This window comes from Acinetobacter sp. OYA S30, from assembly GCF_033599315.1.
Classification (GTDB): domain Bacteria; phylum Pseudomonadota; class Gammaproteobacteria; order Pseudomonadales; family Moraxellaceae; genus Acinetobacter; species Acinetobacter baumannii.
Genome location: NZ_JAWVAV010000041.1, coordinates 1 through 21,549, shown reverse-complemented (window position 1 = coordinate 21,549; position 21,549 = coordinate 1). Strand labels below are relative to the sequence as shown.

Sequence of the window (21,549 nt, the reverse complement as noted above, 5' to 3'; positions counted from 1 at the left end):
AAAATTAATAGGAACAACACCATGAAATTTACTGCCGAACATGAAGCATTACGTCGCACAGCGCGTCAATTTGTTGAAAATGAACTGAATCCGAATATTCCGGAATGGGAAGAAGCTGGACGTTTCCCGATCCACGATGTATTTAAAAAGATGGGTGATCTTGGCCTATTGGGGATTTGTAAGCCTGAGGAAAATGGTGGTCTGGCTTTAGATTACTCTTATAACTTGGTTGTTGCTGAAGAAATTGGACGCGCAGCTTGCGGCGGTGTGCCTTTAGCCATTGGTGTACAAACCGATATGGCAACACCTGCTTTGGCGCGTTTTGGTAGCAAAGAATTACGTGATGAGTTTTTAACACCAGCCATTGCTGGAGAATATGTTGCATCCATTGCAGTATCAGAAGTACATGCTGGTTCGGATGTTGCTGCTATTAAAACGACTGCTAAAAAAGATGGCGATGACTATGTCATTAACGGCAGCAAAATGTGGATTACCAACTCACTGCAGGCCGATTTCTTCTGTCTTTTAGCCAACACATCTGACGATAAACCACATGTTAATAAGTCGATGATTATTGTGCCAGCCAAAACTAAAGGGATTAGTTTTTCAGAGCCGTTAAATAAATTAGGGATGCGTTCAACGACCACAGCACAGGTTTATTTAGACAATGTACGTGTACCTCAGCGTAACTTGGTTGGCGTTGAAGGTATGGGCTTCATGATGCAGATGATGCAATTTCAGGAAGAGCGTTTATGGGCTTGTGCTAATGCGATTGGTGGTTTGGAAAATTTAATTCAAAAGACTATCGCCTATACCAAAGAGCGCACGACATTTGGTCAACCACTCATTAATAACCAATATATCCATTTTCGTTTTGCCGAACTCATGACTGAAGTAGAAGCGCTTAAAGCCTTAACATACCAAGCGTGTGAACAGCATATTGCTGGTGAAGATGTGACCAAACTGGCATCTATGGCAAAGCTCAAAGCAGGCCGTTTAAGCCGTGAAGTTGCCGATAGCTGCTTGCAATATTGGGGCGGCAATGGCTTTATGTGGGATAACCCTGCATCCCAGCTATATCGTGATGGTCGTTTAGGCTCTATTGGCGGGGGCGCAGATGAGATTATGTTGGGGATTATTTGTAAGTTGATGGATATCTTGCCAAAAAAACAAAAATAAGGAATCAGCCATGACACTTTCAGCATCGCTTCAAGCTTTAGATATTGATGACAGTATTCAATTAGAACAAGACGGCAGTATTTTATATCTTTGGTTAAACCGACCAGAGAGCCGTAATGCCATGAACTTGAATATGGTCAATGCGATTCAACAAGTTTTTACTGCCATTCTCGATGACCTTTCAATTCGTGCAGTCATCATTCGTGGTGAAGGTGGGACTTTCTGCGCAGGTGGTGATATTAAAGACATGGCTGCTTTACGCGTTGAAGCAACTAACGTTGGTAGTCTACAACCTTATACTAATTTTAACCGCCGTTTTGGTGCCATGCTTGAGCAAGTTGAAGCTGCACCACAGACTGTTGTGGTCATTTTAGAAGGTGCGGTGTTAGGTGGAGGTTTTGGGCTGGCATGTGTTTCTGATGTTGCCATCAGTCGTGATAATGCTCAGTTTGGTTTACCTGAAACTGGGCTTGGTGTGATTCCTGCTCAAATTGCTCCTTTTGTGGTGAAACGTATTGGCCTGACTCAGGCACGCCGACTGGCTTTACTCGGCATGCGTTTTGAAGGGCATACAGCACTGAGTGTCGGTGTGGTTCATCAAATTGCACATAATGAAATTGAACTTGAACAAGCTTTACAAGAAACAATTCAGCAAATTAAACGAGCAGCTCCTCAAGCTTCACGTGTGACTAAAGCACTGTTACATCGAACACTCAATGAACCTTTAAATCAGTTGCTAGATGATGCTGCACAGCAGTTTGCTCAAGCGGTTGGTAGTGCTGAAGGACAAGAAGGAACGATGGCTTTTATCCAGAAACGGTTACCAAATTGGGCCGATGAAACATAAGAGATAAGGATAAAAATAATGAAATTTTCAAAAATACTGGTTGCCAATCGTGGTGAAATTGCAGTTCGAGTTATGCAAACAGCCAAGGCAATGGGTTACCAAACCGTCGCAGTTTATTCCGATGCAGACCGTAATGCTCGCCATGTGCAAGAGGCTGATGAAGCTGTTTATATTGGTGCTTCAAAAGTATCGGAGTCTTATCTCTCCATCGCTAAAATTATTGAAGCTTGCAAAAAAACAGGGGCGGATGCAGTTCACCCCGGCTATGGTTTTTTGTCAGAAAATACTGATTTTGCTCAGGCATGTATCGATAATCAGATTACCTTTATTGGGCCTACCGCTTCTGCAATTGAGTTAATGGGCAGTAAACGCCTTTCAAAAATCGCCATGATTGAGGCGGGCGTCCCTTGTGTGCCGGGCTATAAAGGTGACCGACAAGATCTCGAATATTTAGCAACTCAAGCTGAGCAGATTGGCTTTCCAATTATGGTCAAAGCTTCTGCGGGTGGTGGCGGTCGCGGCATGCGTTTGGTACAGCAAGCATCCGAGTTGTTTGAGGCATTACAAACCGCACGTTCAGAAGCTGAAAATGCTTTTGGTTCTGGCGAGCTCATTTTAGAAAAAGCAGTCATTGCTCCACGCCATGTCGAAATTCAGGTTTTTGGTGATACACATGGTAATTATGTGTATTTGTTTGAGCGCGATTGTTCAATCCAGCGCCGTCATCAGAAGGTTGTTGAAGAGGCACCGTGTCCAGTGATGACGCCTGAAATACGTCAGCAAATGGGCGAGGCAGCTGTAGCAGCGGCAAAAGCATGTGCTTATGTCGGGGCAGGTACAGTTGAGTTTTTGCTAGATGCATCGGGTGCATTTTACTTTTTGGAGATGAATACCCGTTTGCAAGTGGAGCATCCTGTCACTGAGCTTATTACGGGGTTAGATTTAGTTGAATGGCAGTTACGTGTGGCGAATGGTGAGCAGTTGCCTTTAAAGCAACATGAATTGACCTTAAATGGACATGCGATCGAAGTGCGCTTGTATGCAGAAGACCCACGTCAGGACTTTTTGCCACAAACAGGAAAAGTTTTACGCTGGAAGCCTGCAGCTTTGCCAAATGTGCGAATCGATCATGGCATGTTAGCAACTGATGAAGTCAGTCCATTTTACGATCCGATGGTAGCAAAGGTGATTGCCTATGGGAAAACCCGTGAGGATGCGATTCGCTTACTGGCTCGTGCAGTCGATGATAGTGTTTTACTTGGAGTGAATAGTAATAAACAGTTCTTGGTCAATTTACTGCGCCATCCAGTTGTTGTCGCAGGGGATACCAATACTGCATTCATCCAACAGCATTTCAAAAATGATCCGAGCTTACACTATCAAGTTTTATCTTTAGAAACCTTAGCGATTGCTGCAGCACTATTTAGCCAAAGTAAAGGTACTAGAGTGTGGCAAACTGGGCTTGGTGTGCCATTACCGTTAAAATTACAAGCTGCCGATCAGCAAATTCAATTGCAGCTTTCATCTGTAAATAACACATTCACGGTACAGTTCTGTGAACAAGTAGTTTGTATTGATGTGCTTGAGAAAACGCCAGAGCAACTAGTTTACTTAATTGATGGTGTACGTCGCCGTGTTCAATATGTATTAGATGATGATCAGCTTTATCTAGATCGGGATAATGGCAATGTTTTGATACGCAATATGACTTACGCTGCACCAGAAGCTACCGATGTAGCGGGAGATGGCAAAATTCGAGCACCGATGGATGGGGCTGTAGTTAATATCCTAGTCAATGAAGGCGATCAAGTAGTGAAGGGCCAAACATTATTGATTCTTGAAGCCATGAAAATTCAGCAACAGATTAAATCTGATGTGGATGGTGTAGTCGATGAAATTTTAGGTCAGCAAGGTCAACAAGTGAAAAAACGGCAAATGCTATTTACTCTTCATACTTAATTGAAAAATACCGCTCTTATTGGGCGGTATTTTTTTATAGCAATTTAAGAGTTATTCTCCATCTGCCTCTGCAATCACTTGGCTTGCTTTTTTTAGGCTATAAAGCAGCTGCCCTAAAAGTACATCTCTATTACTTAGGGTAACCATAACCATCGGATGATGGAGAGCAGGAATCGCTGTTAAAATGGCTTTGCCATTATCTGCATCTAATGTGATGTTATTACAGCCAGTCAGTTGAATCTCTTTTAAAAATGCACTGACCATGGCCAAAATCGAGCTACTCACCGCTGCTAATTTGGTGGTATTAGGGTAGTTCTTGTGGCTCACTGTTGCCAATTCAAACCCATCTGAAGAACAAATCATGACAAAGTCTACACCACGTGTATTCATAAGAATTTTTTGGGCTTCACTTTTTGCAAGTTGTAGCAATTGTGTTGGAGCGGTTCGTTTTTGAACTGGAATACTAAGCATGATCTTTCCCTTGAGATGTTGCGTCTACCTTAACTTCAAGTGATGCAATTAATGATTCAACCATCATTAAAATTTGCTCTTGTTCTCTTGCATCAATAAAAAATAATGGATATTGAAGTTCGTTTTCTGCTAACCAGTTGCGATACTGTTGGAGTGAAGATTCTTTATTTTCATCAATATGCGTAATACCAATCGCAATATTATCATTATAATTTTTAAAGGTTTCCAAGTAACTTTCTAGTTCAGCAATTGGAGTAGAGCTATTGTGATCTAACAGAAGAATAATACCAATCGCACCTTTACAAATAACTGACCAGATAAAATCAAAACGGCTTTGTCCAGGGGTTCCATATAGCCCAATTTTAATACCATCATCTAAAGTAATTTCGCCGTAATCAATCCCTACAGTTGTTTGTGATTTTTGGTGACTTTGTACATCAGTATTAAATGCTTCTGTTTCTAAAATTGGAATTTCAGATAGCGATTTGATCGCTTCTGTTTTACCAGCCCCCATACTGCCTGCGAAGACAATTTTATATTGTTGAATAATCATAGTGTTCCTTAAAAGCCAAAACGGCGTCGAATTTTCCCTATAAAATTTTTTAAAAAATGACTTTCTGTATTTAAGTTTTCTGAATGAGTCTGTGGCGTGTAAAAACACTTATTCGCGGAAACATATTGCCCATTATTTGCCATTAAACATGCTGTAATAAAACGTAGAACAACATCGATAGGTTGGTTGAGTTGTTTAGCTACTTCAGTGACTTTTGCTCCCTGAATAAAACAGGCAGAGAGCTGTAGGCTTACTTTTCTATATTCTTTTTGATAGGGTTGTGGCCAATGATTAATTTTAAAGTAACCATCAGCTGACGCTAAATTCTCAAATTCTTTTGAACACCAAATTAAATTCCACAACCAATCCTGTAAGTAATAATCCTTTTTACGAGAAACCTTAGTAAAGTCTGATGTTTTTGCAAAGGTAAAGTTAAAACTCATATTGGTCTGTGTTTTTTGACGAGAAGGTTCTAACCAAGCAATTTGAGTTCTATTATCAATAATTGCCAAGGTACCCTTGTCATCAAATAAATGTAATTTAATATTTTCAGAGCTATGCAAATTTTTTATAAATTGCTCATCTATGATAGATATTTCATTTAATAAAGTTGAGTTGGAACGAACATCAGTATGTTTTAAAAGAGATAATACATTTGCTTGTAACCATGAACGGAGATGTTCTGTTTTTTCTAAAGGGTAGTGTAAGGTATGTTCGTGTATAGTGCCTCCATTTTCTAAAGGTGTTTTTGTAATTTTTAAATAAGGAAATTTTTTCTTATTAAGAATATTTTGAATATTGTCTGCATCAAAAAAGTTTTCATTAATAATTAATAAATCAATCTGATTACTAGAAATGTTAACCCAGTTAATTCCATATTGATTAGATATCAAATCACGGATTAAGATTTTTAATTCATCTGAAACTTTTAAGCTTAAACCAGAAACTGCAATATTTATGCAATGGCTATCCATAGTATCATTTTAAATTTTTATTAAGTAATATTGTAATGTTATATGTGCTCTTTATATTAAGTATAAAGAGCACAGCTTAAATTAATTAACTAAAATCGAGCTCTTTTTCAAAGGACTTTAACTCATGACGAGCCATGGCTAAATTCGACTTGGCGCGATCAAGTACTAAATAAAGGAATAAATTATTATTACTTTCTAAAGGACGAATTAAGTGATAAGCCTTCCCTAATGTAATTAAAATATCTTCAATATTGTCATTTAATTTTAATGCGTTAGCTACATTTCGTTTTGCGCGAATGACTTCTGTGTTTCCAGCAGCTGCCAGCTCTAAATCAATATCCCCACCGCCTTGTGTAGCAAGTGATAAACCACTTTCTGAATCAACAAGTGCAGATGCAATAAAACCATCAATTTCAGTTAAGCTATCTAAAGAAAGTTTAGCCATTTTTTTATCTCTCAGGGTTATAAAGTTATAATTACTACTTTTTCCTTAAAAGTAGTTAAAAATCATTATATTTTTACTCAAGTTGAAGTCAATAAATCAAATAAATTTCAAAATTGTTGTTTTAGTAAATAAGTGACCAAAAATGTCATCTTATAAAAAATATTATAAGATTGTTTTTACATTAAATATTTAATACTGTGCTCATGTTTGCATTATATAATTTCTATTATTAATTTTAATAATTGTAATAGAATGTTAAAAGAATATTTATTGATAAATTATGTTTATTTAAATAGAAAAAGAGAAACTATGAGTTCCTCTTTTAAATAATTATAATAAAATTAAATAAGATGTGTATAAATACAATATAGGTAACCTAAAATAGCTAAAGCAACAAGAGGTGCGATAACTTTTGACCATCCAGGAATAAAAGTTTCGATAGGTTGCTCTTCAACATGTAAATCTTCATGATGTGGTTGGGCTTGGTGAACCATTTGGTTGAACTCCTTCATTGTTGCATCCAATGATAGCTCTTCTTGTTCAACAGGTTTAGAACCAATGAGCTCTGTTAGATGGTTTGTTGACCAAACCCAATCTTCAGCTTGGCCAGATAAATGTTCAACTTGCCCTAAAATGAGCTCTTTTAAACCACTTTGGCCGAAACCACCAGTCTCATCAAGTTGATTAAGTTCTGTTAACTGTAATGCCAGAATCTCAGAAATACTTTGCTCAAGTTCAGAATTTTTTAAAACTGACTTATTGTGTTTTGACGTAGTTAGATGACGTGCAACTTCTTGAATATACAATGGATCGGCAGTTTTGATTTCATGATAAATTTTATTGTCGTCCTGACGCCATAAGCTGATTAATTTACCAAGCGTCAATATATTCACTTCGTCAATCAGCTTATTTTTCTCATTGGCTGGATATTGATTTAAAAGCTGAGGCTTTTGAATTTTTATTTGCTCAGCAAAGTATTGGACTAAATCAAATGCCATACTTTATTCCTCTAAAATTAATCTAAAATTCTTAATGTTGGCTTTTTCTTGGTTGGTTCAGATGTTTCTTGTGTTTCTGAGTCTAACTTATCTTCTACAGGCGCTACATTGGCATATTCTTCAGGGTCAAAGAATAAACCTTGTCCATTTTCACGTGCATAAATACCTAAAACTGCTTGAATAGGTACGTAAATATCTTTGGAAACGCCGCCAAAACGTGCTGAAAATGTAATCGCATCATTGCTAATGAGTAGTTGATGTACCGCATGAGGCACAATGTTTAAAACAATTTGTCCATCTTTCACAAACTGTTGTGGTACATCAGTGTGCGGTTGTGTTGCATCAACGAGTAAATAAGGTGTGAGTTGATTGTCACAAATCCATTCATAGATTGCACGAGCAAGATAAGGACGTGTAGGGGTTAATTCAATAGTTTGCTCAGACATATCACACTATTCCATATTTAATAGTTCATTGTAACGGGTTTTCTCTTGGGGCGTCATTGATTTAACAAAAGAAGGGCGGTTAAAGATACGTTTACAATACAAAAATATAGGTCGACACTGCTGCTTTGGTAAATCAATTCCCATGCTATTAAGCCTCACAAAAATTGGAGCAAGCATACAGTCCAGAATTGAAAAATTTTCGGACATAAAATAAGGGAAATGCTGAAATAAAGGGGTAAGTGATATTAAGGTATCACGCAATTCTTTTTGTGCTTTTTGTTTTTGTTCTACATTTAACGTATCTGCATGTCTGAGCATATGATCGGCCAACTTAAACCAATCATTTTCAAGACGCCAAATATATTGGCGTTGCTCTGCACGTGCCATAGGGGCATCGGCATATAGTTTATTCTGACGATATCGGTCATCGAGATACTCAGCAATAATAGGTGCTGAAAATAATTTAAGATTTTGCTCAACCAGCATTGGCAATTGATTATAAGGATTTAAGCTTGCCAGATCTTCATCTTCGTGATCAGTTACGATTAATTGATATTTAATTTGTTTTTCTGCCAATAAAAAACGGATCCAGTGTGAACGGAAATCATCAGCATGGCTGTAAAGGGTAATTCCCTGAATTGAGGTGTTTTCGACCGACATATCACAAGGTATGGTTGTGTGAATCGGTTAGAATACTAAAAATATGCGTGGAAATCACGGTGACAAAGATAGAGTTTCATATATTTATCTGTTTCACTCATCTACAAAATGAATATGCAATAAAAAAGCCTTGGGAAAACCAAGGCTTTTTGTCCGATTCGGTAAACGAATTAACGTTTAGAGAATTGAGGACGTTTACGAGCTTTACGTAAACCAAGTTTCTTACGTTCAACTTCACGAGCATCACGAGTAACGAAACCAGCTTGACGAAGAACAGGTTTTAAAGTTTCGTCAGCAGCGATAAGTGCACGAGTAATACCGTGACGGATCGCACCAGCTTGACCACCGATACCCCCACCTTTAACAGTGATGTAAAGGTCATATTTTTCAGTAGCTTCTAAAAGCTCTAAAGGTTGACGAACAACCATACGAGCAGTTTCACGACCGAAATATTGCTCTAAAGTACGGTTGTTAATAACGAGTTTGCCTGTACCAGCTGACAAGAAAACACGTGCAGTTGCGGTCTTACGGCGACCTGTACCATAATTAGTAGCCATGTGCTGTATCCCTTAGATGTCCAAAACTTGTGGCTGTTGAGCAGCGTGTGGATGCTCGCTACCAGCGTACACTTTCATCTTCTTGATCATTGCATAACCAAGAGGACCTTTTGGCAACATGCCTTTAACAGCACGTTCAAAGATTTCTTCAGGTTTGTGAGCAACTAATTTTTCGAAATTAGTTTCTTTTAAACCGCCTGGGAATTCAGTGTGGCGATAGTATTTCTTGTCAAGCGCTTTGTTACCAGTCACTTGAACTTGTTCAGCATTGATAACGATGATGTAGTCACCAGTGTCAACGTGAGGAGTATAAGAAGTTTTGTGCTTACCGCGTAAACGACGTGCAATTTCAGTCGCTAAACGACCAAGAGTTTTACCTGTAGCATCAACAACGAACCAATCGTGTTGTACTTCAGCAGGCTTTGCGCTGAGAGTTTTCATTCAAACACTACCTATTATAGTTGGTTTGAGCTAGACATCGCTCAAACAAAAAGGAGACGAGATTCTAAACGAGTTTGTTGTCAATCACAAGAAAAATCCCATATAAGCTACATAATTTTATCCCTAATCCGATGAATGTAGGATATGTTAAAATAATTCAAATTTTAGAGATGTGTCGGGGGTGATTGTGCTGCCTTTATATGTCACTTCCGGTGAACCTGCCGGTATTGGTCCAGATATTTGTTTAAGTCTGGCAAAACGGGTTGATGAACGTCCTGTTGTGGTTTTGGCTGATCGAAATCTAGTACAACAACGCGCTCAAAAGCTTGGTCTAGACATTAAATTTTTAGAGTATAGCGGACAAGCTGAACCGTCTTTGCAAGGTGAGCTTTATATAGAACATGTACCCCTAGAAACTATAGTCGTTGATGGACAGCTTAATGCTGCTAATGCCGCTTATGTATTAGAGCAATTACGTCGCTCAGCTGATTATGCTATGTCTGGTAAGAGCGTCGGTGTAACCACTGCTCCTGTTCAAAAGTCGGTGATTAATGATGCAGGGATTTTATTTAGTGGGCATACTGAATATTATCAAGAATTTGCAGGTGTAGAGCGTGTTGTTATGATGCTGGCAACGAAAACGTTGCGGGTGGCTCTGGTGACAACTCATTTACCATTAAGAGATGTCGCAGATGCAATTACCAAAGAACGCTTGCATCAAGTGATTGATATTTTACTTCACGACTTAAAGACCAAGTTTAAAATTAATGATCCTCGAGTCTTAGTATGTGGGTTAAATCCTCATGCAGGCGAAGATGGTTATTTGGGGCGTGAAGAGATTGATACGATCAATCCGGTACTTGAATGCTACCGATCACAGGGAGTTAAATTAAGTTTAAGTTTGCCAGCTGATACTTTATTTACGCCTGAACATCTTAAAAATGCTGACGCTGTTCTTGCGATGTACCATGATCAAGGCTTACCTGTGTTAAAATCACAGGGTTTTGGTGAAGCAATCAATATCACATTGGGCTTACCATTTATTCGAACTTCGGTCGATCATGGTACTGCTCTGTCTTTAGCTGGGACAGGATTGGCAAAAAGCTCAAGTTTAAATGTCGCTGTCGATTTAGCTTTATCCTTGGCAGCGAGTTAAATTTTTCATGTTGGAAATGTTCTATGTATCAAATTAATGCCCTAAACCCGAAAGATGAAGGGCATAAAGCTCGTAAACGTTTTGGTCAAAACTTCTTACATGATCAACGAGTCATTGCCAAAATTGTACGCTCAGTCAATCCGCGTACGGGTGATAATATCGTCGAAATTGGTCCAGGTTTAGCTGCTTTAACTTCTCCTTTAATTGGAGAATGTGATGCATTAACTGTAGTTGAATTAGACCGTGATTTAGCTGCCGGCTTACCTGAACGCGTGCCACATCCAGAACGTTTAACTATCGTAGAAGCTGATGCATTAAAATATGATTTTAGTCAGCTTGTAAAAGATGGGCGTCCATTACGCGTTGTCGGCAATTTGCCTTATAACATTTCTACACCATTACTTTTTCATCTCTTGGAATTTGGTAGCCAAGTTAAAGACATGCACTTCATGTTGCAAAAAGAAGTGGTAGAACGTATTACTGCTGAACCGAATACAAAAGAATATGGCCGTTTATCAGTCATGATCCAATATTATTGTCAGCCTACCTTTTTATTTGAAGTTCCAGCAGGCGCATTTAACCCGCCACCAAAAGTGACAAGTGCAGTATTTCGCTTGGTTCCTTACGAACAAAAACCAATTACGGCGAAAGATGAAAAAGCTTTAGCTCGCTTGGTTGCCCACGTCTTTACTCAGCGCCGTAAAACGCTAAGAAACAGTCTTAAAGGCATGTTGGCAGAGGATGGTTTCGAGAAAGCAGGAGTCGACCCAATGGCTCGTCCAGAAACTTTAACTCTTGCAGAGTTTGTGGCTTTGGCAGATCAAATGGTGGTATAAATGACTAAGCGCTATAACTATATAATTGGAGATGTGCAAGGTTGTTTTGAGGCACTCAAAGCGCTATTAAAAGAAATACGTTTTGACCCTGATCAAGATTTTATCTGGTTTGCTGGTGACTTGGTTGCACGTGGTGAAAACTCTATAGGTGCTCTACGTTTTATTAAAAAACTAGCTGATCGAGGGGCTGCTGCTACCGTATTAGGTAACCATGATTTAACCCTGATTGCCGGTGCTCGTGGTCTTAAGGAAATTAAAGAAAAAGATCGCACGCAGGATGTTATTGATGCCGTGGATGGTGATGATCTTATCGATTGGTTACGTAAACAGCCGTTATGTTTATTTCCAAATGAACAAACAATACTGACGCACGCAGGTGTACCTTGTATTTGGGATGCACAAAAAACTGCTGCATTGGCAAAAGAAGTTGAGGCTGTATTGGCGCATGATGATTTATCTGTGTTAGATGCATTTTTAGCTGAAATGTATGGTTCAAAACCCGATCTTTGGACAGATGATTTGACAGGTAATGAGCGTTTACGTTGTATTACCAATTACTTAACTCGTATGCGTTTAACTAATGCAGAAGGGGCTTTGGAGTTTAGTTTTAAAGATACTTTAGATGCACCAATGCCAGAAGGTTATTTACCGTGGTTTGAATTTCCAAGTAAGGCTGCACAAACCCATCAAATATTTTTTGGACATTGGGCTGCTCTAGAGGGTAGAACTATTAGTGAACACATCCAAAATGTTGATGGTGGTTGTGTATGGGGTAAAAACTTAATTGCTTATCGTCTTGAAGATCAACAAGCTTTTTCTGTGAGCAACCCTGTTATGTAATAAAAAAAGCCGCTGAAGCGGCTTTTTTTATTTTTAAGATATTTATTCTAGGCGAATCCAGATCTGATTACGACCTAAAGCAGATACCCCAAGGTAACCGCGCATGTGTAGACGTTTACCATTTGCACTGAGTTTTGCTTTTAATCCGTAAACTTTACCTGTATTTGGGTCTAGAATTTTTCCACCCGTATAGGTTGAATTATCAGTTTGCTTGAGCCCGGTTGCGATATCTAAGCCTAAAATAGGCTTATTGGTATAAGGTGCAGGGCAGTTATCACAAATTTCTTTTGGTGTATAACCTGGGCGCGGTGTAATTTTTACGATTTTACCTGCATAAGTACCATTTGCCTCTTTCCGTATTTCTACATGTGCTTTAGGTGTACCTGTTTTATCGTCAATCGTTTGCCAAAGACCTGTAATATCAGCTGCAAAAGTAGCTGTATTTATTCCCACTAGAAGCAAAGCTCCAACAAAAAATTTCCCCATAATCAAAAAATCCTTTTAGATTTGAAAGGTCCATCTTATTTGTAATTAATAACGGGTTCAATGTTTATTTAAACTACTTTTTAATCAGTGTATTCCAAAAGATAACATGAAGGTTGGTAGCCAAATAGCAGTAAATACACCGTTTAATGCCATACCAAATGCCGCATAACGACCTGCTACAGGTCCACGTTGCCAAGCCTGAGCAGTTCCAATTGCATGTGCAGCTAAGCCTAGAGCTAAACCTGAAGCTCTTTCATCGTGTATATGCTTAAGTAAAAATGGTGAAAATGCTGCACCAATAACTCCGGATAAAATCACAATGAGAGTGACTAATGTCTCTGGAGCATGTAATAAGGTCGCGATGTTTAAAGCAATTGGGGTGGTTACTGCACGTGTAGCAAAAGCCAAAATAGTCGGCTCAGACATATGCAGTAGGTAAGCAAGGCCCATTGGTAAAGCAACGGCACTAATGCTGGCAAAGCATAAAATACCAATAACCGATTTAAGAGGTAAATCGTCATAACGCATTGCAGCCAAAGGTATAGCTAAAGCAACCGTGACATATCCTAATAAATGGCTGAATAAATCATTTACGTAAAGTCGATATTCTTCATAGGGAACTTTCAAGATTGACAATAGCCCAATGACAATGAACATGCCGAAAACTAAAAGAGGAACTTGAGGAAAGCGGCGGTTTAATGGTTTTGCACAAAGGTAGCCAACTAAAGTGATCAAAAATCCATAAAGAATCATAAACATTTTATTCTCCTTATAACCAATGTTTTGCCATTTTTGCATAGACCCACAAGGGTATAAGGGTGCTCACTACCAAAACAAAAAGAAATAGCGGAATTTCTTTACCCATATGCACCAGCATAATTAAGGAGCCTGCACAAATGGGTAAAAAAGCAAAACCACTTTCTTTCATGACTTTATTATTAGTATCGACAAGTCTTAGCGGGATTTTCTTAAATTTACGCCAAATGAGTAAAACGATAAGTAAACTAATTAAACCTACCAGATTGCCTAACTCTGGATGACCAAAAGCACGCATAACGACAACTGAGCCTTCGCGAAAACCGATAATAAGTAGTAAGGTTCCTACCCATGCTGCCCAGTCTATACTTTTGATCTTATCCATATTTTTTATCTCTAAAAGTTTACTTATCAAGTTTTAACTGATCTAGTGCTTGATTTCAAACTCTTCCAGTGGTCTTTTAAACTGACTTGCGCGTTCACCTAATATCTCATCTATAGGGAGTTTGGCTTGGCGAATTAACTGCTCAAGCTTATGAGGTGCAATTCGTATATCAATATGTAATAGCCCTTCATCGTCATAATGCTCAGATTGAATGACATTTAAAGCATAAAGTTGAGTACGCAATTTGCCATAAGCAGGTTTAAGTACCAATGAGAAGTGTTGAAGTTGTCCCATTAGACACTCTTGTACGGCTTGGCGAAGTAAATCTAGACCTAACCCTGAGTGTGCAGATACATAAACACGATCTGGAACATGGGGCTCTGAATAAATAATTTTTGCTTCTTCGCCACTCAAATCAATTTTGTTATAAACACGAAGTACGGGTGCATCCGCTCCAATTTCCTTCAATACACCTTCAACGGCTTCAATCTGGTCAAGCATGTCATGACTACTGCTATCGATGACATGTAAAAGCAGGGTAGCTTCAAGCGTTTCTTCTAAAGTTGCTTTAAATGATTCGACCAAATCATGTTGTAAGTTTCGTACGAACCCTACCGTATCTGCTAGAACCACCGTACCAATTCCATCCCATTCTAGACGACGTAAGGTTGGATCAAGTGTTGCAAATAGTTGGTCGGCTGCATATACATCACTTTTCGCTAAAATATTAAATAAGGTTGATTTACCCGCGTTGGTATAACCGACTAATGAAACAGTTGGGATCGAAGCTTTTTGTCTTGCAGCTCGTCCTTGCATACGGGTTTGATGGACTTTCTCTAACTTATCTTTTAACTGGGTAATACGGACACGAATGAGACGACGGTCTGTTTCGAGTTGTGATTCACCGGGACCGCGTAAACCAATACCACCTTTTTGTTGTTCAAAATCAGCAGACCAACCACGGATTAAACGGGTTGATAAATGTTTTAACTGAGCAAGTTCAACTTGTAATTTACCTTCATGGGTCCGCGCGCGCTGGGCAAAAATATCTAAGATGAGACCGGTGCGGTCAATAACGCGGCATTTTAAAATCTTTTCTAAATTACGCTCTTGGGCAGGGGTTAATGCATGATCAAAAATAACAAGACTTGCTTCTAATTCCTGAACTTGTTCTGCAATCTCATCAACTTTACCTGAACCAATAAAAAACTTAGGGTCCGGTTTATTACGTTGAACTTTAATGTGCTCAAGAATATCTGCACCAGCTGACTGTGCAAGTAGAGCAAATTCTTCGGCATCCAGATCATCTAATAATTGTACAGACACACTCACTAATATTGTGCGTTCACCGCCTTGATGCCGATCAACATATTCCACGTGGCTATAAATCCTGAATAAGGTAAAACTTTATTCTAGAGGAAACTTGAGCAAAAGGGGAAAGGGTTTACTCTTATTCTTTAGATTAACTACAGCGCATTTTATTTTTATTTGTGTCTATCACACAGCGATGCAAGTTTATTCCGAAACGTATAGAATGACTCGAGATGGGTATAACAATGATTGATCGTTAGTGAAATTTTATGACTCAAACGCAAAGTATAGTGAATTCAACGTTAAAGAAATTTTCAAAAATAGGTTTATACGGAAAAAAAGTTACTTCAGCGACTGCGGCAATCAGTGAAGGTTTTTACTTAGTTTATCGTCATGGACTTTATAAAGATCCAAATAACCCTGTTAACACTCGATATGTTCAATATTTCTGTCGTCGTTTATGCCAAGTATTTAATCTTGAAGTTCAAGTACATGGCACAATCCCTAGAGAGCCCGCTTTATGGGTGAGTAACCATATTTCTTGGCTTGATATCGCCGTTTTAGGTTCGGGTGCACGTGTCTTCTTCTTAGCTAAAGCCGAGATAGAAAAGTGGCCTATTCTTGGCAATTTGGCGAAAGGTGGGGGCACCTTATTTATTAAACGTGGATCAGGTGACTCCATTAAAATTCGAGAGCAAATTACCGAATTTTTAAAACAAAATATTCCAGTTTTATTTTTCCCTGAAGCGACTACTACAGATGGCCATTCTGTTAAGCGGGTTCATGGTCGTTTACTCGGAGCTGCTATCGAAGCTCAGCGTCCGGTACAGGTATGTTTAATCTGTTACGTAAACCGTCATGGTGAGTTAGATACCGTTGCACCATTTATTGGTGAGATGTCATTCGTTGAGCATATTCAACGTGTGCTAGAAATGCCGAAAGTAACAGCCCATTTACTTACACTTCCTCCTATTTCGGTAGAAGGCCATGATGTAAAAAGTTTGACTCAAGAAGTGCAAGAAAAAATGGTTGAAGGATTAGCTCAATTACATAAAAAAGTACTTAAGCCAAAAAGTTAATTACATAAAACCTTCGAGTGGCAGCCATGATAGTAGTTTCATGCCTGCCTTTTGCCACCATTTCATTTCTGGTTCTTTTTTATAAATTACAGGGCCTTTTGGAGTTTCCTGTTGCCAGTAAATATGATTGTTGGGATCGAGCTTTAATTTATAGGCATATTTGTTTAAGTTTTCATCCATCGTATGGTGAATTGTTTTGGCCAGTGATGGACTATCTAAAATTACGCCAATTTCAGTATTTAAATACGCCGAACGTGGGTCAAAGTTAAATGAACCAATAAAAACCTGTTCATCTAATGCCATAAGTTTGGTGTGTAAACTTGAGCGGCTTAAACCTTTCATGTTTACTTTCGCTTTAGTTGCCAGCTCATCCGTATTTTTATTTAAATCGCGTTTATCTGGAGTTGGTAAAAACTCATACAGTTGAACGCCGTTTTTCAAAAGTTCTTTACGATATTTTCCATAAAACGCATGAACAACAGCTACGTCATTTGCTTTGAATGAGTTTGTTAAAACTCGAACTTCTACACCTTCTTTAGCAAGCGTACTTAAAATTTTAGCGCCTTGCTTTTCTGGAATAAAATAAGCCGAAATCAGGTCAACATTGCTTTCTGGTTTTTCCAAATGGTTAATCAATTGGAAATTTAAATGTTCTTCTTTTTTCGCTTTTGATCTAATTTTATCAGGTGAGTCTTTCACAACCTCTGCTTTAACCCAATCAAATTTAATATTACGGTCTAACCATTTATCAAAAGCATGTGATCTAGAGGTTAAGTCAAGGAAGTTCTGAACGGTGGCTTGTTGATAATGAGCATCAAGTTGTTGTTTTAAGCTTTCATAGCGCAAACGGTGTTGTTGAGCACTGACGATACTTTGGACTGAATATGCATATTCATGATTCCAGTAGTCATCAAAAGAATTCACGATATCATCAACGGCAGCACCAACCAACATGACATCGACGTCAGAAAATTGATAACTGTCGCTGACGTTGTAATACTGATTTGTCATATTGCGCCCACCAATAAGCGCAACCTGATTATCAGCAATAAAGCTCTTGTTATGCATACGACGATTGATACGTTTTAAGTCTAAAATCATATCCATCGCGCGATATTTGCGGAAACGGTAGGGGTTAAATAATTTAACTTCAATATTTTTATGTTGAGAAAGTGCGAGTAACACGCCTTCCATCTTTTTAGCATTATTATCGTCAATTAATAAACGTACTTTAACACCACGATCAGCAGCACGAATAATTGCATGTAAAGCCAAAGCACCGACTTTATCGTTATCCCAAATATAGTATTGTAAATCTAAAGTCTTTTCGGCTTTATCAATCAGCCTTAAGCGAGCCGCGAGCGCTTCTAAGGGATCATTTAAAAGATGATAACCCGTTAAATTCGGATTTTTTTCACGTAAAGGCGTAATAATTTTTGAAAGAGAAGTTTGAGATGTATCGATATCTCGTGCGTACTGGATTGGTTCAGGGCTATGTTTGGGTAATGTGCTACAACCTGTCAAAGCCACAGCGAAACTTGAACATACGACTATAGAAGCTTTAATCAAAAAGCCTTTAGCCAGTTGATGAGTTTGAAGCTGTTTGGAATGAAAGGATTGTGCCATAATCAATACATACGATAAGGTGAGCTAGAGTATAATTCGTGCATATTGAAAGATAAATATTGAATTTGATTACTAGCAATCAATATAAGATAAGTCGAGAATCGTAATGTGGAACCCAAATTCAATCATCTTTTGTTTTTACTTTATTTTTTCAATACTTGCTCTCTGGGGAATTATTGAAGCCTGGGTTCATCAATCACGTACTGAAACGATTCATCCATTTAAAGCTTTTGTTCACTTACTTGCTTTTTATCTATCTTATCTTCTTATTCCACTTTGGTTCTTTAATTTATATGCCGGTTGGATAGGTTATTACTCAATTCATGAAACCATTTTTATCTTTTTATTAAGCGGTATTCTCATTTACGCACGTTTTATAGAGCCACATATGGTACGTGTCGATGTTCACCAATATCGTTTAAACCCAGATCGCCGTTTTGCTAAACCTGTAAAAGTCGCTTTAATTGCAGATTTACATATAGGCCTATTCTCTGGGCATGAACGTCAACTCAAAATCATTGTGAAAAAGCTTAATGAACAACAGCCAGACTTAGTAGTTGTGGCAGGAGACTGGACTTATGAGCCAGAAGATAAGCTAGTACAGGAACTGAGTGTACTTAAAGATATTAAAGCTCCAGTTTATTCAGTTCCAGGGAACCATGACGAGCAATATCCGGGTCCGCCTATTCAACAATTATTAAAAGATGCACTTCACTACAATGATGTAATGGATATTGAAGGAAAAATTGTTGAGTTTGATGAGTTCCGTTTAATCGGGATTGGTGACTTATGGGCAGGGAAAACCGATATGCGTTCAATGCCAGACTTACCTCAAGATAAACCATGGTTAATTCTTTCCCATAACCCCGATACGGTAGATATGGTTCCTAAATTACCTAATCGCCCTTTAATGTTGTCAGGTCATACACATGGAGGGCAGGTCGAACTTCCGTGGGTAACCAACTATATTATGAAAAAAGTATCAATTTTAGGCCATAAACGTGGTTTCTATTCGCATGAACACGCCGATGTATTTGTTACCGTAGGAACAGGTATGGTTGGAATACCATTAAGATTTCGTGTACCACCTACTATTGATATTATTGAACTTGTATAAAATAAAAAAGCCAATCACAAAGGATTGGCTTTTTTATAATGGAAAATTTAAGGAATAATTACGATAGCAACACGACGATTAATTGCCCGATTTTCATTGGTAGTATTCGGTACATACGGTTGAGTTGAACCACGTCCAATAACGTAAATATTTTCCTTTTTAAAACCGTGAGTCAAGAATAGGTTCGCAACACTTTGTGCACGTTCTTCAGATAACTTCTGGTTGTATTCAGGATTACCTACATCGTCAGTATGACCAACGATTTTTAATTTATTCAAATCATATTTATTTAATTGATTTGCTAAACGTGTAAGCTCTGCTTCATGACTTTGTTTTAATGTTGCATCATTAAAATCAAATAATAAGCGTTCTGGTAAACCTAGAGTCCAGCCTTCATTAGTAAGTACAAACCCCTCTTTTTTTAGCATTTTTACTTGACGATATTTCAAAGGACCAAAACTCAAACAGCCTGCAAGCGCAATGCACAGCAATGCAATAAAGGAGAGTTTCAAAGATCTTGTATTCATAAATTAGCCTAAATTTAATTCTCTGGTTTATAAATAAACCAATGTTGCTCAGAAGTCTTAGCCTTATACATCGCTTGATCTGCTTGCATAATAAAATCTTCTGGACTAGACGCAAATTGGGATAAAGCAATCCCTACACTAAAACTGAAATAAATCGTTTGATCATTTAGATGCAAAGGTTCTTTACAGCTTTCGAGTAAATTTTCAGCAATAGATATTAAATGATCGGCATGCGTAATGGAATGCAAAATAACCGCAAATTCATCACCGCCTAAACGGGCAATAAAATCTTGATGACGTAAACGCGTTTGTAACCTTTTCGCCATCTCTTTTAAAACTTCATCACCAGCTAAATGCCCGAACTGATCATTAATTGATTTGAAGTTATTGTTATCTATAAACAATAAGGCTGACTTATTATCAAAATCCTTATCTTCAAACATATCTAATAGTATTTGATAAAAATAATGTCTATTCGGTAATAGGGTCAGCTGGTCATGATGAGCTTGAAACGATAATTTACGATTTTCCTTTTGCAGCTGATTATCCCAAATCTGAATTTCTTCAAGTAACTCATTAAAAACTGTATTTAGATCTTGAAACTCTTTAATTCGGTTATAAGGAAAACGAAGGTTATAAGCTTTTTGTTCACTCACGATTTGAGCAATATTTGTGAGTGGGTAAATCGCTTGCATAATTTGACGATAAGTCAAATTCACTGACCACCACAATGCACAAACAATAAATAGCATCGCAATAGCAAGGCCGACCATAATCATCTTTAAAAATTGCAATATTTTTTCAGAGCTACCAAAAAGGGTGAGTTCACCTACATTCTGTTGATGATGATAAATCGTTAAATGTACCGGCTCATTTAAAAACCAGTGATCAAACCATTTCTCTAAGACTGAAGTTTGACTCGACAACTTAAAACTTTGAGCAATCAGGTGATGTTCAGAGTCATAAATATGAATCGCTCGAATAGAGTGATCATTTGTGTATTCATTTAAGATTTGTTCGATCGTGATCTTATCGTTAAACACAACGGCAGGCTGAATACGCTCAAGAAGAGTATGGCTAAGTAATTGCAAATTTTGTTTTGCATAAGTTTCCATCGTAAAAACGGAAATTGATACAAATGTAAAAGAGCAAATAAAAAAAGTTATAGCAAAGATCGTAAATTGAGATTTTCTAAAAAGTGCATGTAGCGAAGTGGATTGATACAACTTAGATATCATAATCCTTACTCCGCGTTCTTAGCCAAGAGTAAAACCCTTGGATCAATATGGACCTTGGAATGGCTTAATGCATCTAAGTTAACTTTAAAAGTGGTGTAATTATTTTGATTATATAAACAAAAGATACTACCAACTTCACATTCTGGATTATTAATACTTAAAGAAAGCAAAGAACGATATGGATAATTCTGAATTAAGTTTTGCTGCTGCTGAGGTGGTGTGGTAGAGAAATAAACAGCTTGGCAATGCGATTTAGAAAAATCTTTAGCATTAACGGTTTGTACACGATAGTTATAAGATAATTGTTGAATATAAGACTGGAAGGTAGAAGTAATTGATGCATTATCAATTACGCAAAGAGTAGGCGTGCTTACATTCTCCCATTTGCTATAACTTAAAATAGATAAAGTGAGCACATAAAAGTTATGTTTTGAATTGGCATAAGCAGGCCCACTCGTAGCAAACACTACAAGTATGCAAAATAATACTTTCTTAGCGGAGTGCCACATGGTGAGTTAATGCCAAATCAATTGCACGAATAATCTATTCTACATGAAGTTGAATAACTAAAAAAAGTTTAATATCTCATCTAATATCTAGTAAAAAGCCTAAAAAACGACCGCTTGATATGAAATGCTAGAAAAAGGGGTTGCAAAGGGAGA

General features: G+C 37.9%; 25 protein-coding genes. 8 read left to right on the top strand and 17 right to left on the bottom strand.

The window, feature by feature from the left end:
- Positions 1–21: 21 nt before the first annotated feature.
- The 3 genes from R5R67_RS16125 to R5R67_RS16115 are packed head-to-tail and all read left to right on the top strand — an operon-like array spanning position 22 to position 3,985.
- Positions 22–1,179 carry an acyl-CoA dehydrogenase family protein gene (locus tag R5R67_RS16125; protein WP_000673016.1) on the top strand — a complete coding sequence of 386 codons (1,158 nt, stop codon included), beginning with the start codon at positions 22–24 and terminating at the stop codon, positions 1,177–1,179.
- A gap of 10 nt (positions 1,180–1,189) precedes the next feature.
- On the top strand, positions 1,190–2,026 hold the full coding sequence (locus R5R67_RS16120; protein ID WP_000175510.1) for an enoyl-CoA hydratase/isomerase family protein: 837 nt from the start codon (positions 1,190–1,192) through the stop codon (positions 2,024–2,026).
- Between the two features lie 18 nt (positions 2,027–2,044).
- Positions 2,045–3,985, top strand: coding sequence for an acetyl/propionyl/methylcrotonyl-CoA carboxylase subunit alpha (locus R5R67_RS16115; RefSeq protein WP_000672548.1), 1,941 nt, complete (start codon positions 2,045–2,047; stop codon positions 3,983–3,985).
- Between the two features lie 51 nt (positions 3,986–4,036).
- Here the strand turns inward: R5R67_RS16115 and R5R67_RS16110 are convergent, their stop codons facing one another.
- The 9 genes from R5R67_RS16110 to rplM form a co-directional block, all read right to left on the bottom strand.
- Positions 4,037–4,456 (bottom strand): roadblock/LC7 domain-containing protein, encoded by a 420-nt coding sequence (locus R5R67_RS16110; protein WP_000949092.1) that lies wholly within the window; start codon positions 4,454–4,456, stop codon positions 4,037–4,039.
- Positions 4,449–5,009, bottom strand: a complete 561-nt coding sequence (locus tag R5R67_RS16105) for a GTP-binding protein (protein ID WP_000586670.1) — start codon at positions 5,007–5,009, stop codon at positions 4,449–4,451. The genes R5R67_RS16110 and R5R67_RS16105 overlap by 8 nt, the downstream gene beginning before the upstream one ends.
- Positions 5,010–5,017: 8 nt before the next feature.
- The gene (locus R5R67_RS16100; protein WP_000377059.1) at positions 5,018–5,983 is read right to left on the bottom strand and encodes a hypothetical protein; all 966 of its coding nucleotides are present in this window, start codon (positions 5,981–5,983) and stop codon (positions 5,018–5,020) included.
- Between the two features lie 85 nt (positions 5,984–6,068).
- On the bottom strand, positions 6,069–6,428 hold the full coding sequence (locus R5R67_RS16095) for a hypothetical protein (RefSeq protein ID WP_001096608.1): 360 nt from the start codon (positions 6,426–6,428) through the stop codon (positions 6,069–6,071).
- 341 nt (positions 6,429–6,769) lie between these two features.
- On the bottom strand, positions 6,770–7,426 hold the full coding sequence (locus tag R5R67_RS16090; protein WP_000863327.1) for a hypothetical protein: 657 nt from the start codon (positions 7,424–7,426) through the stop codon (positions 6,770–6,772).
- Between the two features lie 17 nt (positions 7,427–7,443).
- Complete coding sequence (locus tag R5R67_RS16085; protein WP_000003709.1) at positions 7,444–7,872, bottom strand: ClpXP protease specificity-enhancing factor; 429 nt, start codon at positions 7,870–7,872, stop codon at positions 7,444–7,446.
- 6 nt (positions 7,873–7,878) lie between these two features.
- Positions 7,879–8,532, bottom strand: a complete 654-nt coding sequence (locus tag R5R67_RS16080) for a glutathione S-transferase N-terminal domain-containing protein (RefSeq protein ID WP_000110147.1) — start codon at positions 8,530–8,532, stop codon at positions 7,879–7,881.
- Positions 8,533–8,702: 170 nt separating this feature from the next.
- Complete coding sequence (gene rpsI / locus R5R67_RS16075) at positions 8,703–9,089, bottom strand: 30S ribosomal protein S9 (protein ID WP_000224786.1); 387 nt, start codon at positions 9,087–9,089, stop codon at positions 8,703–8,705.
- Positions 9,090–9,101: 12 nt separating this feature from the next.
- Positions 9,102–9,530: a 50S ribosomal protein L13 gene (gene rplM / locus R5R67_RS16070; RefSeq protein ID WP_000854895.1), complete on the bottom strand. Its 429-nt coding sequence runs from the start codon at positions 9,528–9,530 to the stop codon at positions 9,102–9,104.
- Between the two features lie 172 nt (positions 9,531–9,702).
- Between rplM and pdxA the strand changes: the two genes are divergently transcribed.
- From pdxA to R5R67_RS16055, 3 genes are read left to right on the top strand one after another with little or no spacing between them, the layout of a single operon-like run.
- On the top strand, positions 9,703–10,686 hold the full coding sequence (gene pdxA, locus R5R67_RS16065; protein WP_100223351.1) for a 4-hydroxythreonine-4-phosphate dehydrogenase PdxA: 984 nt from the start codon (positions 9,703–9,705) through the stop codon (positions 10,684–10,686).
- Between the two features lie 23 nt (positions 10,687–10,709).
- Positions 10,710–11,522 (top strand): 16S rRNA (adenine(1518)-N(6)/adenine(1519)-N(6))-dimethyltransferase RsmA, encoded by an 813-nt coding sequence (gene rsmA, locus R5R67_RS16060; RefSeq protein WP_318754990.1) that lies wholly within the window; start codon positions 10,710–10,712, stop codon positions 11,520–11,522.
- Positions 11,523–12,362: a symmetrical bis(5'-nucleosyl)-tetraphosphatase gene (locus tag R5R67_RS16055; RefSeq protein ID WP_000167234.1), complete on the top strand. Its 840-nt coding sequence runs from the start codon at positions 11,523–11,525 to the stop codon at positions 12,360–12,362.
- Positions 12,363–12,404: 42 nt separating this feature from the next.
- Here the strand turns inward: R5R67_RS16055 and R5R67_RS16050 are convergent, their stop codons facing one another.
- The 4 genes from R5R67_RS16050 to hflX form a co-directional block, all read right to left on the bottom strand.
- Positions 12,405–12,848, bottom strand: a complete 444-nt coding sequence (locus tag R5R67_RS16050; protein ID WP_000514366.1) for a DUF2147 domain-containing protein — start codon at positions 12,846–12,848, stop codon at positions 12,405–12,407.
- An 84-nt stretch (positions 12,849–12,932) separates the two neighbouring features.
- The gene (locus R5R67_RS16045) at positions 12,933–13,607 is read right to left on the bottom strand and encodes an LrgB family protein (RefSeq protein ID WP_000480818.1); all 675 of its coding nucleotides are present in this window, start codon (positions 13,605–13,607) and stop codon (positions 12,933–12,935) included.
- A 10-nt stretch (positions 13,608–13,617) separates the two neighbouring features.
- Entirely contained in the window at positions 13,618–13,989 is a 372-nt protein-coding gene (locus tag R5R67_RS16040) for a hypothetical protein (RefSeq protein WP_000357904.1), read from the bottom strand.
- Between the two features lie 42 nt (positions 13,990–14,031).
- Positions 14,032–15,366: a ribosome rescue GTPase HflX gene (gene hflX / locus R5R67_RS16035; RefSeq protein ID WP_000456890.1), complete on the bottom strand. Its 1,335-nt coding sequence runs from the start codon at positions 15,364–15,366 to the stop codon at positions 14,032–14,034.
- A gap of 203 nt (positions 15,367–15,569) precedes the next feature.
- Between hflX and R5R67_RS16030 the strand changes: the two genes are divergently transcribed.
- A complete protein-coding gene (locus R5R67_RS16030; protein WP_000195147.1) occupies positions 15,570–16,379 on the top strand; it encodes a lysophospholipid acyltransferase family protein in 810 nt (269 codons plus the stop codon).
- Here the strand turns inward: R5R67_RS16030 and R5R67_RS16025 are convergent, their stop codons facing one another.
- Positions 16,380–18,005 carry a phospholipase D family protein gene (locus R5R67_RS16025; RefSeq protein ID WP_000079184.1) on the bottom strand — a complete coding sequence of 542 codons (1,626 nt, stop codon included), beginning with the start codon at positions 18,003–18,005 and terminating at the stop codon, positions 16,380–16,382.
- Between the two features lie 106 nt (positions 18,006–18,111).
- Here R5R67_RS16025 and R5R67_RS16020 point away from each other — a divergent pair, with 106 nt between their 5' ends.
- Positions 18,112–19,122 (top strand): metallophosphoesterase, encoded by a 1,011-nt coding sequence (locus R5R67_RS16020; RefSeq protein ID WP_000267328.1) that lies wholly within the window; start codon positions 18,112–18,114, stop codon positions 19,120–19,122.
- 47 nt (positions 19,123–19,169) lie between these two features.
- On the opposite strand, the gene R5R67_RS16015 is transcribed toward R5R67_RS16020, so the two are convergent.
- Genes R5R67_RS16015 through R5R67_RS16005 form a run of 3 tightly spaced genes read right to left on the bottom strand, consistent with a single transcriptional unit; the run spans position 19,170 to position 21,396 of the window.
- A complete protein-coding gene (locus tag R5R67_RS16015) occupies positions 19,170–19,649 on the bottom strand; it encodes an OmpA family protein (protein WP_001097560.1) in 480 nt (159 codons plus the stop codon).
- A gap of 14 nt (positions 19,650–19,663) precedes the next feature.
- Complete coding sequence (locus tag R5R67_RS16010; RefSeq protein WP_002014284.1) at positions 19,664–20,887, bottom strand: diguanylate cyclase domain-containing protein; 1,224 nt, start codon at positions 20,885–20,887, stop codon at positions 19,664–19,666.
- Between the two features lie 5 nt (positions 20,888–20,892).
- Positions 20,893–21,396: a YfiR family protein gene (locus R5R67_RS16005; RefSeq protein ID WP_001985194.1), complete on the bottom strand. Its 504-nt coding sequence runs from the start codon at positions 21,394–21,396 to the stop codon at positions 20,893–20,895.
- Positions 21,397–21,549: the final 153 nt, after the last annotated feature.

Coding starts and splice junctions, on each gene's coding strand:
- R5R67_RS16125 (WP_000673016.1), top strand. CDS start 22: ATGAAATTTACTGCCGAACATGAAGCATTACGTCGCACAGCGCGTCAA.
- R5R67_RS16120 (WP_000175510.1), top strand. CDS start 1,190: ATGACACTTTCAGCATCGCTTCAAGCTTTAGATATTGATGACAGTATT.
- R5R67_RS16115 (WP_000672548.1), top strand. CDS start 2,045: ATGAAATTTTCAAAAATACTGGTTGCCAATCGTGGTGAAATTGCAGTT.
- R5R67_RS16110 (WP_000949092.1), bottom strand. CDS start 4,456: ATGCTTAGTATTCCAGTTCAAAAACGAACCGCTCCAACACAATTGCTA.
- R5R67_RS16105 (WP_000586670.1), bottom strand. CDS start 5,009: ATGATTATTCAACAATATAAAATTGTCTTCGCAGGCAGTATGGGGGCT.
- R5R67_RS16100 (WP_000377059.1), bottom strand. CDS start 5,983: ATGGATAGCCATTGCATAAATATTGCAGTTTCTGGTTTAAGCTTAAAA.
- R5R67_RS16095 (WP_001096608.1), bottom strand. CDS start 6,428: ATGGCTAAACTTTCTTTAGATAGCTTAACTGAAATTGATGGTTTTATT.
- R5R67_RS16090 (WP_000863327.1), bottom strand. CDS start 7,426: ATGGCATTTGATTTAGTCCAATACTTTGCTGAGCAAATAAAAATTCAA.
- R5R67_RS16085 (WP_000003709.1), bottom strand. CDS start 7,872: ATGTCTGAGCAAACTATTGAATTAACCCCTACACGTCCTTATCTTGCT.
- R5R67_RS16080 (WP_000110147.1), bottom strand. CDS start 8,532: ATGTCGGTCGAAAACACCTCAATTCAGGGAATTACCCTTTACAGCCAT.
- rpsI (WP_000224786.1), bottom strand. CDS start 9,089: ATGGCTACTAATTATGGTACAGGTCGCCGTAAGACCGCAACTGCACGT.
- rplM (WP_000854895.1), bottom strand. CDS start 9,530: ATGAAAACTCTCAGCGCAAAGCCTGCTGAAGTACAACACGATTGGTTC.
- rsmA (WP_318754990.1), top strand. CDS start 10,710: ATGTATCAAATTAATGCCCTAAACCCGAAAGATGAAGGGCATAAAGCT.
- R5R67_RS16055 (WP_000167234.1), top strand. CDS start 11,523: ATGACTAAGCGCTATAACTATATAATTGGAGATGTGCAAGGTTGTTTT.
- R5R67_RS16050 (WP_000514366.1), bottom strand. CDS start 12,848: ATGGGGAAATTTTTTGTTGGAGCTTTGCTTCTAGTGGGAATAAATACA.
- R5R67_RS16045 (WP_000480818.1), bottom strand. CDS start 13,607: ATGTTTATGATTCTTTATGGATTTTTGATCACTTTAGTTGGCTACCTT.
- R5R67_RS16040 (WP_000357904.1), bottom strand. CDS start 13,989: ATGGATAAGATCAAAAGTATAGACTGGGCAGCATGGGTAGGAACCTTA.
- R5R67_RS16030 (WP_000195147.1), top strand. CDS start 15,570: ATGACTCAAACGCAAAGTATAGTGAATTCAACGTTAAAGAAATTTTCA.
- R5R67_RS16025 (WP_000079184.1), bottom strand. CDS start 18,005: ATGGCACAATCCTTTCATTCCAAACAGCTTCAAACTCATCAACTGGCT.
- R5R67_RS16020 (WP_000267328.1), top strand. CDS start 18,112: ATGTGGAACCCAAATTCAATCATCTTTTGTTTTTACTTTATTTTTTCA.
- R5R67_RS16015 (WP_001097560.1), bottom strand. CDS start 19,649: ATGAATACAAGATCTTTGAAACTCTCCTTTATTGCATTGCTGTGCATT.
- R5R67_RS16010 (WP_002014284.1), bottom strand. CDS start 20,887: ATGATATCTAAGTTGTATCAATCCACTTCGCTACATGCACTTTTTAGA.
- R5R67_RS16005 (WP_001985194.1), bottom strand. CDS start 21,396: ATGTGGCACTCCGCTAAGAAAGTATTATTTTGCATACTTGTAGTGTTT.